Source organism: Rhodococcus sp. GQ147 (genome assembly GCF_059759155.1).
On the sequence record NZ_JCAXDU010000031.1, the window covers coordinates 1 to 14836 of the forward strand.

Genomic DNA, 14836 nt, shown 5'->3' on the forward strand with positions numbered 1-14836 from the left:
TACCCCCACCGAACAGCGCGGCCGAGGCCACACCGACGGCGACGAGTACACCGGCCCGGAACGAACGGCGCGCGGTGAGAACGGATCGGAAGGAACGAATGGACAAGAACGGGCTCCTCTGCACTGGAGTGCCTCTTCGCGAAAGGCTGCGTCTGCGCGAACTGGGGAACGAGCGCCCCGCGCGAACGGGGGGCCGGCGCCCCGGCGGTAGGGTACCGATCACATGCGTCTCACGCGAGACCGCCTGTCACAGACTGTCGAGGAGCCCCGGGAGAGCGGCGACGGAGTCGATGACGTGGTCGGGACGATCGACCGCCAGGTCCAGGACGGATTGCCGAAACTTTCCGGTACGCACCAGGATTCCCGTCATACCGAGGCGTTGCCCCGGGACGACCTCGCCCGCGATGTCGTCGCCGACGACCACCATCCGATCCGGTTCGACACCCATCCGCTCCGACGCGACGAGGAAGCCGCGCAGCGACGGCTTGCCCACCGCCACCACCGACCGGCCGGTGAGCTCCTCGAGTCCGGCCAGGTAGACCCCGGTGTCGATGCGCAACTCGTCGGCGGCCTGCCACGCGAGCGCCCGGTGCATCGCGACCACCGGAACGTCCTCGAGCATCAGTTCGGCGACGCGACTCATCGCCCGGTGCGTGAAGGCATCCCCCGCGCCACCGAGGATCACCACTTCCGGATCGTCCTCGTCCAGCACGAGACCGTCGAGATCCGCGGCGATGTCGCCCTCGTTGAGGACCCAGCAGCGCAGACCCGGATAGGTCTGCCGGACGTGGTCGACGGTGAGGGACACCGCGGTGACGATCTCGTCCGGCGACACCTCCATCCCGAGATCTGTGAGCCGCTGCGCGATCTCGGCGCACGTCCGGGAGGTGGTGTTGGTGAGGAAGGCGCGGCGGACGCCGTCGGCACGCAGTCGTGCCAGGACATCCGCCGCGCCCGGGACGGGCTGCCACTCGGTGACGAGCACGCCCTCGATATCGAACAACACCCCGTCTACACGCGTCATGCATCGAGCCTATCCGCGTGCGTGCCTACGGCGACAGGCTCGGCTCACACGCTTCCGGCGAGACGCTCGGCGAGCAGGCGGGTGAACCGCGCCGGATCCTCCACCTCGCCACCCTCGGCGATCAGCGCCATGCCGTGGAGCAGCTCGGCGACGTCGGCGAGCGAGGCGTCGTCCGGACGCTGTTCCCGGGCCGTGCGCAGACCCGACACGAGCGGGTGATCGGGGTTGAGTTCCAGGATCCGCTTGACCCGCGGCACCGGCTGACCGGACGCCTTGTACATCCGCTCGAGGGCGGGCGACATGCTGAAGGTGTCGCCGACGATGCACGCCGGGGAGGACGTCAGGCGCGACGAGAGCCGCACGTCCTTGACCTGCTCGTCGAGGGTCTCCTTCATCCACGACAGCAGGTCGCCGAACTCCTTCTCCTTCTCCTCGCGTTCGGCTTCGGCGGCCTTCTTCTCGTCCTCGGTACCGAGGTCGACGTCGCCCTTGGCGATCGACTGGAAGCGCTTGCCCTCGAATTCCGGAACGGAGGTCACCCACATCTCGTCGACGGGGTCGGTCAGGAGCAGCACCTCGATGCCCTTGTCGCGGAACGCCTCCATGTGCGGGGAGCTCTCGAGCAGCTGCCGCGACTCGCCGGTGAGGTAGTAGATCGCGTCCTGGCCGTCCTTCATGCGCTCGACGTAGCCGGCGAGCGTGGTCTGCTCCTCCTCGCTCGCCGTCGAGTCGAACGACGAGATCGCCAGCAGCGTGTCGCGGTTGTCGGTGTCGGAGATCAAACCTTCCTTGACGACCCGGCCGAACTCGCGCCAGAACTTCGTGTACTTCTCGGGTTCCTTCGCGGCCATGTCCTTGACGGTCGCGAGGACCTTCTTCGTCAGGCGGCGGCGGATGGCCCGGATCTGCCGGTCCTGCTGCAGGATCTCACGAGAGACGTTGAGCGACAGGTCCTGCGCGTCGACCACACCCTTGACGAAACGCAGGTACTCGGGGACGAGATCCTCGCAGTCGTCCATGATGAACACGCGCTTGACGTACAGCTGCACGCCGGTGCGCCGTTCGCGGGCGAACAGGTCGAAGGGCGCGTGCTCCGGGATGAACAGCAGCGCCTGGTACTCGAAGGTGCCCTCGGCCTTGAGCGGGATGACCTCGAGCGGCTCGTCCCAGGCATGGGCGATGTGCTTGTAGAAGTCCGTGTACTCCTCCTCGGAGACCTCGTCCTTCGAGCGCGCCCACAACGCCTTCTGCGAGTTGAGGGTCTTGGTCTCGAAGGTCACCTCGTCGGTGCCGTCCTCCGACTTCGTGGTGCGCGAGACCTCCATGCGGATCGGCCACGCGATGAAATCCGAGTACTTCTTGACGATCTCCTCGAGCTTCCACTGCGAGGTGTAGTCGAACAGGTGGTCCTCGGCATCCTCGGGCTTGAGATGCAGGACCACCGAGGTGCCCTGGGGCGCGTCGTCGACCTCGGCGATCGTGTAGGTGGATTCGCCGCTGGACTCCCAGCGCGTACCGGTCTTCTCCCCGGCCTTGCGGGTGACGAGCGTGACCTTGTCGGCGACCATGAACGACGAGTAGAAGCCGATACCGAACTGGCCGATCAACTCCTCGGAAGCGGCGGCGTCCTTGGCCTCGCGCAGCTTCTGCCGGAGTTCGCCCGTGCCGGACTTCGCGAGGGTGCCGATGAGATCGACGACCTCGTCGCGGTTCATGCCGATGCCGTTGTCGCGCACGGTCAGGGTGCGCGCATCCTTGTCCACCTCGAGCTCGACGTGCAGGTCGGAGGTGTCGACGTCGAGATCCTTGTTTCGGAAAGACTCCAGCCGGAGCTTGTCCAGGGCGTCCGACGCGTTGGAGATCAACTCGCGCAGGAAGGTGTCCTTGTTCGAGTAGATCGAGTGGATCATCAGATCCAGCAACTGCCGCGTCTCGGCCTGGAATTCACGCTGTTCGACGTTCGTACTCATTCCGGGTTCCCTTTCCACAAGCAGAACTTCCCCGGAAATAGTAAGCCGTCCGCGAGTCCGGCCCGTTCGCGCTTCCGGGTCCATGATGGAGGTGCAGACTTCGTCGTTCACAGGAGGTTGCGATGACGGTTCGTCGGACAGTGGTCGTCGGTGCGGGCATCGTGGGTCTGTCCACCGCGTGGTTTCTGCAGGATCGAGGCATCGAGGTCACGGTGCTCGATCGGGTCGGCGTGGCGGGTGACGCCTCGTGGGGCAACGCCGGGTGGCTCGCGCCGGCACTGACCCTGCCGCTACCCGAGCCGGGGGTGCTGCGTTACGGCTTGCGCTCGATGTTCCGGCCGTCGTCGCCCGTCTACGTGCCGCCCACGACGGATGTGCGGTTGCTGCGCTTCCTCGCCGACTTCGCCCGGCACTGCACGAGACGGCAGTGGACGTCGTCGATGAAGGTCTTCGCGCGCGCCAACCGCCTCGCCCTCGATGCCTACGACGATCTCGCCCGCGGGTCGGGCGACACGATCGTCACCGAACCGACGCGGGTCGCCGATCCGTTCCTCGCGGCGTTCACCTCGGACGACGACCGTCGGCTGCTGGTCGAGGAGTTCGAGCACGCGCGTGCCGCCGGCAGCGAGATCGACTTCGACCTGCTCGACACCGACACGCTGCATTCGCTCGAACCGCTGCTCGGGGACTCGGTGCGGGTGGGTCTCCGGATCCGGGGGCAGCGGTTCATCGATCCGCCGCGGTTCGTCGCCTCGCTGGCGCACGCGGTCCGCGCCCGGGGTGCGGAGATCGTCACCGACGTCGACGTCGAGGAGGTGCGCGACACCGGTCGCGGGGTGGATGTCGTCGTGGCCGGTGGGCACTCGCGGTCGGCGGATGCGGTGGTACTCGCGAACGGAGCGTGGCTCGGGTCGCTCGCCCGGCCGTTCGGCGTGCGCACGCAGGTCCAGGCCGGTCGTGGCTACAGCTTCAGCGTGCGGCCGCCGAGCCTGCCGAAGAACCCGGTCTACTTCCCGGCCCAGCGGGTGGCGTGCACACCCCTCCAGGACCGTTTCCGGGTCGCGGGAATGATGGAGTTCCGCAGTCCCGACGCCCCGCTCGACCCGCGACGCATCCGGGCGATCGTCGACGCGACCCGTCCGCTGTTGCGTGAGATCGACTGGGACGGGCGCAGCGAGGAGTGGGTGGGCTCACGGCCGTGCACGGCGGACGGGCTCCCGTTGATCGGCCGCACCCGTTCGGATCGGGTGTACGTCGCCGGCGGGCACGGGATGTGGGGCGTGGCGCTCGGTCCCCTCACCGGACGGCTGCTCGCCGGGTCGATGACCGGCGAGCCGGATCCGTTGCTCAGGTCGTTCGATCCGCTGCGCTGACCGGTCCGGGTTCGAGACGGTCGCGCACGCGGTCGAACCATTCGAGGACGGCCCGTTCGTAGAGGATGCCGAAGTCGAGGGTCGCCGCGGCGTGCGGCGGGAGGATGTCGGCCGCCGCCTGCTGTTCGTAGGCGGCGAGCTGCTCCTCGTGTCTGCGGCGATGCTCGGCGAGCATCGAGGCGAGGCGCTCGGGCGAGAGGTGATCGCCGAAGGCGACGGTCAGCAGCAGCGGATGGCGGATGTTCTCATCGCCCGGTTCGCGGTCGATCCATTCGGCGAAGGCCGTGCGTCCGGCCTCGGTCAGCAGGTAGGGCTTGCGGTCGCGCGGGCCCTTCTCCCCTGCCTCGATCAGTCCCTGCCGTTCCATCGCAGCCAGTTCCCGGTAGACCTGGCTCGTCGTCAGCGACCAGAACTTGCCGATGCGCGCCTGTGCGGTGGACACCACCGGCCCCGGTATCGCGACATCGCCGCTGCGCGTCTCCGATGCCGAGCGCGAAACGATCGTGGAGGAGCTCGGGCGCCATCTCACCGCCGGACGGTTGACGATCGGCGAGTTCGACGAGCGTGTGGCCCGGGTCTACCGCGCCGTGACGCAGGACGACGCCGGCGCCGTTCTCGCCGACCTGCCGTCGACACTCGTTCCCACCCCGTCCCCGCCGGCCGGCAAACCGTTCCCACGTCTGCGCCTGCCGCTCCACCAGCGCATCGAATGGGGAGCATGGGCCACCGTGGGATCGATCAATCTCGTGGTGTGGGCACTGGTCTCGCTCGGAACGGCCTCGTCGATCTACTTCTGGCCGATCTGGGTCGTCGTTCCGTGGGGCATCGTGCTGGCGGTGCGCACCGCGCTCGGGGTCGAGGGCGGGCCCGGCCGCCGCAGTGTGCCCGGTGGGCGCGAGAACAATGGTCCGGCGGGTCCGACCTGTCTGCAATAGTCGGGACCAGCCGTGCCCATCCCGGGCATCCCGCACGCCGGAGACGGAGCTGCCGATGTTTCTTCTCGACGACAGGCTGGTCTTCGGCGCCGGAGATCTCACCCGCGCCGCCTCGTGCGAGTTCGCAGTGCTCCGCAACCTCGACTCGACGCTCGGTCGGCTCCCGCGCCCCGACACCGAACCCGACGCAATGCTCGACCGTGTCGCCGCACTCGGCGGCCGCCACGAGCAGCGCGTCCTCGACCGCTTCCGCGCGCAGGTGGGTGCGGAGAAGGTCGTCGAGATCGCCCGGCCCGAGTACACCGCGCAGGCGCTCACCGAGGCGGCGCAGGCCACCCTCGACGCCGTCCGGGCCGGCGCGCCCGTCGTCTATCAGGGCGCTTTCTTCGACACCGGTTCCTCCGACACTGCCCCCGATCCGCTCGGCATGATCGGCTTCTCCGACTTCCTCGTCCTCGAGGACGACGGCTACGCCGTCTACGACAGCAAACTCTCCCGGCACGCGAAGGTCGAGGCCCTGCTCCAGCTCGCCGCTTACGCGGACGCACTCGCGCGCACCGGGACGACGGTGTCCTCGCACGCGCATCTCGTCCTCGGCGACGGCTCGATCGCCTCCCACCCGCGCGCGGAGATCATGCCGGTCTATCGGCACCGACGCGCCTGCCTCGAAACCCTTCTCACGTCGCACCGCGCTGCCCCCAGGCCGGTGCGGTGGGGAGCGGGTGGGCACACCGCCTGCGGTCGCTGCGACGACTGCACCCCGGAACTCGAACGTCACCGCGACCTGCTGCTGGTCGCGGGGATGCGCAGTACCCAGCGGCTGCGGCTGATCGAGGCGGGCGTGTCGACCATCGACGACCTCGCCGCATGCGCGGCACCCGTCGACGGGATGGCGCGCCGCACCTTCGACGCCCTGCGCGCCCAGGCACGGGCGCAGCTCGAGGAGGAGAGGCGGGACAGTCCCTATGCGGAGGTCTACGACGCCACCCCGCTCGGCATCCTGCCCGCGCCCGACGAGGGCGACATCTTCTTCGACTTCGAAGGCGACCCACTGTGGTCCGAGGGCGGCAGTTCCGAGTGGGGACTCGAGTACCTGTTCGGCGTCGTGGAGGGACCGGCCGACGCACCGATCTTCCGGCCCTTCTGGGCACACGACCGCGAGCAGGAGCGGCAGGCACTGCTGGACTTCCTCGACTACGTCACCGACCGCCGGCGTCGCCACCCGAGGATGCACGTCTACCACTACGCCCCGTACGAGAAGACGGCGTTGCTGCGGCTGGCCGGGCGCTACGGCGTCGGCGAGGAGATCGTCGACGACCTGCTGCGCGAAGGTGTGCTCGTCGACCTGTACCCCGTGGTGCGCAACTCGATCCGGGTGGGTGCCCGGACGTACGGACTGAAGAAACTCGAACCGCTCTACACCGAGGAGAGCGAGGCACGCGACGGCGATGTCGCCGACGCGGGCGCCTCGATCGTCGCGTACGCCGACTACTGCGCACTGCGCGATGCCGGGCACCTCGAGGAGGCGGAACGCGAACTCGCGTCGATCGCCTCCTACAACGAGGCCGACTGCATCTCCACCCTGCGTCTGCGCGACTGGCTGCTCACCCACGCCCGCGACCACGGCATCTCCCCCACCGAGACGACCCACGACGAGGCCGCTCCCGACGCGCAGGCACACCCCGTCGAGACGAAACTCCTCGAATACGTCGGCGGTGCACTGGCGGGCGACCGCACCCCGGAACAGCAGGCGGCCGCACTCGTCGCCGCGGCCATGGGCTACCACCGGCGCGAGCGGAAACCTTTCTGGTGGGGACACTTCGATCGTCTGGCGACGGCTCCCGACGAGTGGGCGGACGCCCGCGACACGCTGGTCGCGGCGACGTGCACACTCGAGACCGACTGGCACAAGGCCACGCCCCGCCGGCGACTGCTCCGGCGTCGGCTGCGCCTCGCGGGCGAGTTCGAGCCGGGCAGCACATTGCGCGCCGGGCAGGACGTCTTCCTGTTGTACGACGCTCCGGGACCGGACGGACTGCCCGACGGCGGCACCGGGACGCGCGCGTGGTCGCGCGGCGTGGTCGTCGAACGCACCACGGGGACGGACCATCCCGACGTGCTCGTCGTGGACGAGTCGCTACGGACGGACGAGGAGTACTCCGTGCTACCGGTGGCCGTCACTCCCGGCGCGCCGATCTCGTCGAAGAACATCGAAGCGGCGATCGCCTCCGCCGCCGAGGCGATGTGCAGCGAGTTGCCGGCTCTGCCGTCGACCGCGGCGGTGGACGTACTGCGCCGCATCCCTCCCCGCCTGCGCTCCGGTGCCGCGCTGCCGCCGCTCGGCGACGACGCGGCCGGCACGATCGTCACGACCGTTCTCAACCTGGAGAATTCGTACCTGGCGGTGCAGGGCCCACCCGGCACCGGCAAGACGTACACCGGGGCCCGGGTGGTGGCGGCGCTCGTGAACGAGCACGGCCGGCGCGTCGGCGTGGTCGCGCAGTCGCATTCGGTGGTCGAGAACATGCTGGCCGGGATCGTCGCCGCGGGAGTGTCGCCGGAACGGGTCGCCAAGGCGAAATGCCAGAGCCCCGATCCGACGTGGACCGCCTTCCCTGACGCGAAGTCCCTTGCGGCGCATATCGGTACATCCGCCACCGGCTATGTGGTGGGCGGAACGGCCTGGGACTTCACGAATCCGAACTGCATCGAGCCCGGCAGCCTCGACCTGCTGGTGGTCGACGAGGCCGGTCAGTTCTGTCTCGCCAACACCATCGCCGTGGCCACGGCGGCGTCGAATCTGCTGCTGCTCGGCGATCCCCGCCAACTGCCGCAGGTCTCGCAGGGCACCCACCCCGAGCCGGTCGACGAGTCCGCCCTCGGATGGCTCGCCGAAGGGCACGGTGCGTTGCCCACCGATCGCGGCTACTTCCTTCCGGTGACCTGGCGGATGCACCCGGATCTGTGCGCGCGGGTGTCCGAGCTGTCCTACGAGGGACGACTGCAGTCGAAGTCCGAGATCACCACGCGCCGCGCGCTCGACGGCGTCCCGCCCGGCGTGCGGCTCGTGGAGGTCTCGCACGAGGGCAATGCGACCTGCTCGCCCGAGGAGAGCGCCGAGATCGTGCGCGCCATCGCGGCCGTGCTCGGCTCGGCGTGGACGGACGACGCCGGCTCCCCGCCGCGACCTCTCGGCGAGGAGGACGTCCTGGTGGTCGCACCGTACAACGCTCAGGTCACCCGCCTACGGCAGGATCTCGCCGCCGCGGGTCTGCACCGGGTCCAGGTGGGCACCGTCGACAAGTTCCAGGGCCGCCAGGCGGCGATGGTGTTCGTGTCGATGACCGCCTCCGCCGTCGAGGACGTGCCGCGAGGCATGTCGTTCCTGTTGTCCCGCAACCGGTCGAACGTGGCCCTCTCACGCGGCAAGTGGTCGGCGGTGATCGTCCGGTCCGGCGCCCTGACCGATCACCTCCCGTCGACACCGGACGGCCTGATCGAACTCGGGGCGTTCATGCGGCTGACCGGAGCCGACCCGACCGGGGCGTGACCGCACTCACATCGTCCGTTAGGATCGACGACGATCCTGTTACCTCCGGTAGCAGATACACGGGACCCGGTCCCCCCGAGAAGACCCGGTCCCCCGAGCACAGGAGTACACGTGTCGAAGACCCTCGAGGCCACGATCGAGATCACCGCCTCCCCCGAGCAGGTGTGGCGCGTGGTGTCCGATCTGAAGCGGATGGGCGAGTGGAGCCCGCAGTGCCGTCGGATGATCGTGCGCGGTGGGCCGGTGTCGGCCGGCACCACCACGATCAACATCAACAAGAAGGGGCTGCTGGTGTGGCCCACGACGTCGAAGGTGATCGACTTCGAACCCGGCCGTCGCCTGAGCTTCCGGATCAACGAGAACCGCTCCATCTGGTCGTTCACCCTCGAACCCACCGCCACCGGCACGCGGGTCACCCAGCGGCGCGAGGCGCCCACCGGGACCAGCAAGGTCTCGCAGACCCTGGTCAAGTATGTTCTCGGCGGCACCGAGGCGTTCGACGACGAACTGACGATGGGGATGAACGCGACTCTCGCCCGTCTCAAGAACGAGATCGAGGCGGCCGCGCGGGTCTGACCTTCCCTCCTCGGCTCACGTACGCTGGAGTGCCTGTGGACCGACAGGACCCGCCCGCGAGACGGGCGGGTCCCCTGCGGTCCCGGACCACCGATCGCCAGCGATAAGAGGAGCCCGTGGCACGTAAGCCGACGCCCGCCGGAACACCCCCCACCAGCGGGGTAGCCCACATGGTCGACCTGGTCAGGCATGTCGTACCGCCCATGCATCCGGGCGGTATCCCCTTCGTCGCAGCTCCGCTGGCCGTGGCGACCCTCGGCCGCCGCAAGCCCTGGCTGCGCCGCGCCGGTCTCGCATCGGCACTGGCGTGCGCCACCTTCTTCCGGCACCCGCACCGCGTGCCGCCGAACCGCGCCGGAGTGGTCGTCGCTCCCGCCGACGGTGAGATCGCTCTCGTCGACCATGCCGTGCCGCCCGCCGAACTCGGGCTCGGCAGCGAGGAGCGCCCCCGGGTCAGCATCTTCCTGTCCGTCCTCGACGTGCACGTGCAACGCAGCCCCGTCGGCGGCACCGTCCGCTCGGTGGTCCACACCCCGGGCAAGTTCCTCTCCGCCGATCTCGCCGACGCCAGCGAGGTCAACGAGCGCACCAGCATGCTGATCGAGACGCGCGACGGCGCCGAGGTCGCCGTCGTCCAGATCGCCGGGCTGCTGGCACGGCGCATCGTCAACGACGCGCAGATCGGCGACACCCTGCCGATCGGCGACACCTACGGCCTGATCCGCTTCGGATCCCGGGTCGACACCTACCTGCCGGTCGGGAGCACCCTGCTGGTCGAACGCGGTCAGCGCACCATCGGTGCCGAGACCGTCCTCGCTCAGCTGCCCACGGTGTCGTGAGTCCGCACACGCAGGGTTCGCGTGCGGTCGCGACCGGGCGGTCCCGCAATCGGCCCAACGTCGTCCGCCTGCTGCCGAGCGTCATCACGGTCCTGGCGTTCTCCGCCGGACTGTCGGCGGTGAAGTTCGCGCTCGACGGACAACTCGGCACCGCGCTCGGCATGATCGGCGCCGCGGCCGTCCTCGACTCGCTCGACGGTCGCATCGCCCGCATGCTCGACGCGACCAGCAAGATCGGCGCCGAACTCGACTCGCTGTCGGACGCCGTCGCGTTCGGTGTCGCCCCGGCGCTCGTGCTCTACGTGACGTTGCTCGACGGCAGCCCCTTCGGCTGGATCGTCGCCCTGCTCTACGCAGTGAGCCTCGTGCTGCGACTCGCGCGCTTCAACACCCTGCTCGAGGACGACAGCGTCCCCGCCTACGCACGCGAGTACTTCGTCGGCGTGCCCGCACCGGCGGCCGCCCTCATCGCGCTCGCACCCGTCGCCGCCCACATCCAGTGGGGCGACGGCTGGTGGACCGCCTACGGGCTGGTCGCGGTGTGGATCCTCGGGACGGCCGGGCTCGCGATCAGCCGCATCCCGACCTTCGCGATGAAGTCGGCGTCCGTGCCCGCGCGACTCGCCGTGGTGCTGCTCGTGCTGGTCGCGATGGCGGCGGCTGCGCTGGTCACCTATCCGTTCATCCTCATGCTCGTGCTGGTCGCGGTCTACCTCGCGCACATCCCCTTCGCGGTGCGATCGCGGCGCTGGGTCGCGGCCCGGCCCGAGACCTGGGACATCAAGCCCTCGGAGCGACGCGCACTGCGTGCCCGCAACCGCGCGCAGCGTCCGCGTCGTGTCGCCGCCCGGCGTGTCGCCACGTCGGCGAGATCTCAGGCGCGACTCGGGCTGCGCCGTCCGCGAGGACGATGACATGCACGACCCGCGAGGACGATGACATGCACGACCCGCGAGGACGCTAGTCACGTTCTAGGCTCGGCGGGGTGACGACCCCACAACTCTCACTCACCGTCCGGCTCAACACCTCCGCCGCCGACTCGCGGCGCGGTGTCGTGCGTCTGCACCCCGAGGCGCTGGCCGCGCTGGGCCTGCGGGAATGGGACGCGATCGCGCTGGTGGGAGCGCGTCGCACGGCGGTCGTGGCGGGTCTCGCCCCGGCCGGCACCCCGACTGGCACGATCTTGCTCGATGACGTGGTGCTGTCGAACACAGGCCTGAAGGAGGACGCGACGGTCGTCGTCGCGCCCGTGACGGTCTACGGCGCGCGCACGGTGACGGTCACCGGGCCCACCCTCGCGCGGCAGTCGATCCCGGAGACCACCCTGCGTCAGGCGCTGCTCGGGAAGGTCCTCACCGTCGGCGACGCGGTGTCGCTGCTCCCCCGCGATCTCGGACCGGGCACGAGCAACGCCGAGACGACGCGGGCACTGTCGCGGACGTTCGCGATCGCGTGGACCACCGAACTGCTCACCGTCTCCTCGGTCGATCCGGCCGGACCGGTGAGCGTGCAGCCGAACACCGCCGTCGTGTGGGGCGGTGGCCCGGGTGCCCTGCCGTCCTCCGTGCCGTCCGCTTCCGGATTCGTCTCGTCGGGGTTCGTCGCCTCCTCCCCCGCGACCGACCGTCCCGAATCGGCCCCCGCCACGCCTCCGCCACCGCCGGTCGAGGATCTCGTGGGTGTGCAGGCCCAGGTCGCGAAGCTCTCCGAGTGGCTCACCCTCTCGCTCGACGAACCCGAACTGCTGCGCACCCTCGGCGCGTCGCCGCATCTCGGGGTGCTCGTCACCGGTCCCGCCGGGGTCGGTAAGGCGACCTTCGTGCGCTCGGTGGTCGCCGACCGGCGTCTGGTCGAGGTCGACGGGCCGGGTGTGGGTGCACTCGCCGCCGACGAGCGGCTGCGCCGGATCTCCGCGGCGGCCGAAGCGGTGCGCGGTGGGGGCGTCCTGCTGCTCACCGACGTCGATGCCGTGCTCCCCGCCGACACCGAACCCGTCGCGACGTTGATCCTCGACGAGCTGCGGCGGGTGGTCGACACCGAGGGCGCGGTGCTGATCGCGACCACCGCGCATCCCGACGACGTCGACTCCCGGCTGCGTGCCCCGGAGATCTGCGACCGCGAACTGTCCCTGCCGCTGCCCGACGGCGCGACCCGCCGCGCCCTGCTCGACGTGCTGCTGCGCTCGGTGCCGTCCACCGGTCTCGACCTCGCCGCCGTCGCGGGTCGCACCCCCGGTTTCGTCGTCGCCGACCTCGCGGCGCTGTGTCGCGAGGCGGCACTGCGCGCGGCGTCGCGGGCGAACCGCGACGACGACGAACCCTCGCTCGTCCAGGACGACCTCCTCGGCGCGCTCGAGGTGATCCGTCCGCTGTCGCGATCGGGTTCCGAGGAGCTGGCGATCGGCAGCGTGAGCCTCGACGACGTCGGCGACATGGTCGAGACGAAGCAGGCCCTGACCGAAGCCGTCCTGTGGCCGCTGCAGCATCCCGATTCGTTCGAGCGTCTCGGTGTCGATCCGCCGCGCGGTGTGCTGCTGTACGGCCCGCCCGGTTGCGGCAAGACCTATCTCGTCCGCGCTCTCGCCGGCACGGGACGTCTGAGCGTCCACGCCGTCAAGGGCGCGGAACTGATGGACAAGTGGGTCGGTGCGTCGGAGAAGGCGGTGCGCGAGTTGTTCGAGCGTGCCCGCAACTCGGCACCGGCGTTGGTGTTCCTCGACGAGATCGATGCTCTCGCACCGCGCCGCGGGCAGAGCTCCGATTCCGGGGTGTCCGACCGGGTCGTCGCGTCGCTGCTCACCGAACTCGACGGTGTCGAGCCGCTGCGCGACGTCGTGGTGGTGGGAGCGACCAACCGGCCCGACCTCATCGACCCGGCTCTGCTGCGTCCCGGCCGGCTCGAACGTCTCGTGTTCGTGCCGCCGCCGGACGCCGAGGCCCGGGCCGCGATCCTGAAGACCGCGGGCCGATCGGTACCGCTCGACGACGACGTCGACCTCGACGACCTGGCCGCCGGACTCGACGGCTACTCGGCCGCGGACTGCTCGGCTCTGCTGCGCGAGGCCGCGCTCGCGGCGATGCGGCGCAACGTCGACGCCGCCGTGGTCACCGCCGAGGACGTCGCGGTGGCCCGGGAGAAGGTGCGCCCCTCGCTCGATCCCGTGCAGGTCGCTCATCTGCAGGCCTACGCGGAGGGCCGTTGAGATGGCCGTGACCACCGCGGTCCGCGTCGCCGGACCGGCAGCCGTCCTCGCGGCCTTCCTCGCCGCCGGGGTCGCGATCCTCGTCCCGGCCGCGGGCGAATCGGTCCTCCCTGAGGGTGCGCGCAGCGAATGGGCACCCGTGGTCACCGCCGCGCTCGCCGTTCTCTCGGCGGCCGGGCTGCAGCGGACCGGCTCCCGACGTACCGCCTGGATGCTGGCCGCCGCCTCGATCGTGGTCCTCGGGTCGATCCGCTATCTCGTTCCCGCCGGCATCTCGGCCGACAGCCTGACGGTCGTCGGATGGGTGATCGCCGCGATCACCGGTGTGCTGCTCGGGGCGGCGACCGCGGGCTCGTGGGGTTCGGCGACCGGTCAGTGGGCCCTGATCGCCGGTGGGTGGGCGGCCTTCCTCACCGCCGCGGCCGTCGGTTCCGAGGTCCCCGTGGAGGCCATGCGCTGGACGGTTCCCCAGTGGGCGCTGGCCTTCGCACTCGTGGCAACGGTCGCCGCCGCGCTGACGGTGCCTGCCGGGATGCGCGTGCAGCGGGCCGATCCGCGGTTGCTCGCGATCATGGTGACCGCCGCGGTGGTGCTCTCGGTGGGCTACCGACTGCTGGGTGAATTCGTGGGTTCCCGCGCGAGCGACACGGGTGTGCTCCTGTGGCTGGTCGCCGGTGGGGCGCTCGCGGTGGCGGTCGTCGGTGCCGAGATCGTCGCGCGCCTCGTCCCGCCCGGAGACGACCGGTTCGTCCTCGCGGTCACCGGGGCCGTGGCCGCGGCGTACCCCGTCCTCGTCGAGTTGTGGTCGGGTATGCAGTCGGCGACCGTGCCGTGGTGGGTGCTGCTCGTCGCGGTGGCCGCCGTGGTCGCCGGGGTGCGGCTCTCCCCCTCCATGCCGTACGCGCTTCCCGGGCTGATTCTCGCCGCGTCGATCTCGGCGGCGACGGTGTGGTGGCCGGCGGAGATCGGCGAGGGAATCCCTCTTGCGGTGCGGGTGGCGCTCGTCGCGCTGGGCACCGGTCTCGCACTCGGGGCATCGTTGCCGGGCTCGGCGTCCGTCGCGGCTCTCGGCCTGGCGCTGCCGGTGCCGGCGACGGCCGTCGTCGGGGCGGTGTGGATGCTTCCGGCGGATGCGCAGTGGTCGGCGCTCGCACTGTTTACCGCGGCCGTGATCTGTGCGTGGCAGGTGCGCTAGCGCTCTCACCTCCCCGATTCGCAAGCGTGCGAAGACAACCGTTAGGATGTGCACAATCCGTTTTGCCCGATGACGGCGAGCGGCGTGCATGTCGGGGCGATCCCCGTTTCGGCGGTGTGCCGTCCGCTGTGACGACAGCGAGTCCCACAGCCCGCAGTCAGTTTCACCCCGC

The 14836-nt window shown here is 70.2% G+C and carries 10 protein-coding genes and 1 pseudogene; 8 read left to right on the forward strand and 3 right to left on the reverse strand.

Going from position 1 to position 14836, the window contains the following annotated elements; genetic code table 11:
* Nucleotides 1–247: 247 nt before the first annotated feature.
* Together AC6CID_RS23775 and htpG are read right to left on the reverse strand one after the other, a co-directional pair.
* A complete protein-coding gene (locus AC6CID_RS23775) occupies nucleotides 248–1024 on the reverse strand; it encodes an HAD-IIA family hydrolase (protein WP_024101800.1) in 777 nt (258 codons plus the stop codon).
* A 44-nt stretch (nucleotides 1025–1068) separates the two neighbouring features.
* A complete protein-coding gene (htpG, locus tag AC6CID_RS23780; protein ID WP_033096166.1) occupies nucleotides 1069–2994 on the reverse strand; it encodes a molecular chaperone HtpG in 1926 nt (641 codons plus the stop codon).
* A 122-nt stretch (nucleotides 2995–3116) separates the two neighbouring features.
* Between htpG and AC6CID_RS23785 the strand changes: the two genes are divergently transcribed.
* A complete protein-coding gene (locus AC6CID_RS23785; protein ID WP_220666445.1) occupies nucleotides 3117–4367 on the forward strand; it encodes an NAD(P)/FAD-dependent oxidoreductase in 1251 nt (416 codons plus the stop codon).
* On the opposite strand, the pseudogene AC6CID_RS23790 reads toward AC6CID_RS23785, so the two are convergent.
* Nucleotides 4342–4812 (reverse strand): annotated as a pseudogene (locus AC6CID_RS23790) (PadR family transcriptional regulator); the annotation flags it as partial. The gene AC6CID_RS23785 and the pseudogene AC6CID_RS23790 overlap by 26 nt on opposite strands.
* Here AC6CID_RS23790 and AC6CID_RS23795 point away from each other — a divergent pair.
* The 7 genes from AC6CID_RS23795 (at nucleotide 4802) to AC6CID_RS23825 (ending at nucleotide 14664) form a co-directional block, all read left to right on the forward strand.
* Nucleotides 4802–5302: a DUF1707 SHOCT-like domain-containing protein gene (locus tag AC6CID_RS23795; protein WP_235367122.1), complete on the forward strand. Its 501-nt coding sequence runs from the start codon at nucleotides 4802–4804 to the stop codon at nucleotides 5300–5302. The pseudogene AC6CID_RS23790 and the gene AC6CID_RS23795 sit on opposite strands and share 11 nt — an antisense overlap.
* 55 nt (nucleotides 5303–5357) lie before the next feature.
* Nucleotides 5358–8852 (forward strand): TM0106 family RecB-like putative nuclease, encoded by a 3495-nt coding sequence (locus AC6CID_RS23800; protein WP_498354590.1) that lies wholly within the window; start codon nucleotides 5358–5360, stop codon nucleotides 8850–8852.
* Between the two features lie 111 nt (nucleotides 8853–8963).
* A complete protein-coding gene (locus AC6CID_RS23805) occupies nucleotides 8964–9428 on the forward strand; it encodes an SRPBCC family protein (RefSeq protein ID WP_006553630.1) in 465 nt (154 codons plus the stop codon).
* Nucleotides 9429–9544: 116 nt separating this feature from the next.
* Nucleotides 9545–10267 carry a phosphatidylserine decarboxylase gene (locus AC6CID_RS23810; RefSeq protein ID WP_024101805.1) on the forward strand — a complete coding sequence of 241 codons (723 nt, stop codon included), beginning with the start codon at nucleotides 9545–9547 and terminating at the stop codon, nucleotides 10265–10267.
* Nucleotides 10264–11181, forward strand: coding sequence for a CDP-alcohol phosphatidyltransferase family protein (locus AC6CID_RS23815; protein WP_006553633.1), 918 nt, complete (start codon nucleotides 10264–10266; stop codon nucleotides 11179–11181). Before AC6CID_RS23810 ends, AC6CID_RS23815 begins: the two co-directional genes overlap by 4 nt.
* 71 nt (nucleotides 11182–11252) lie before the next feature.
* Entirely contained in the window at nucleotides 11253–13469 is a 2217-nt protein-coding gene (locus AC6CID_RS23820; protein WP_498354591.1) for an AAA family ATPase, read from the forward strand.
* 1 nt (nucleotide 13470) lies between these two features.
* On the forward strand, nucleotides 13471–14664 hold the full coding sequence (locus AC6CID_RS23825) for a hypothetical protein (protein WP_033096171.1): 1194 nt from the start codon (nucleotides 13471–13473) through the stop codon (nucleotides 14662–14664).
* Nucleotides 14665–14836 lie beyond the last annotated feature (172 nt).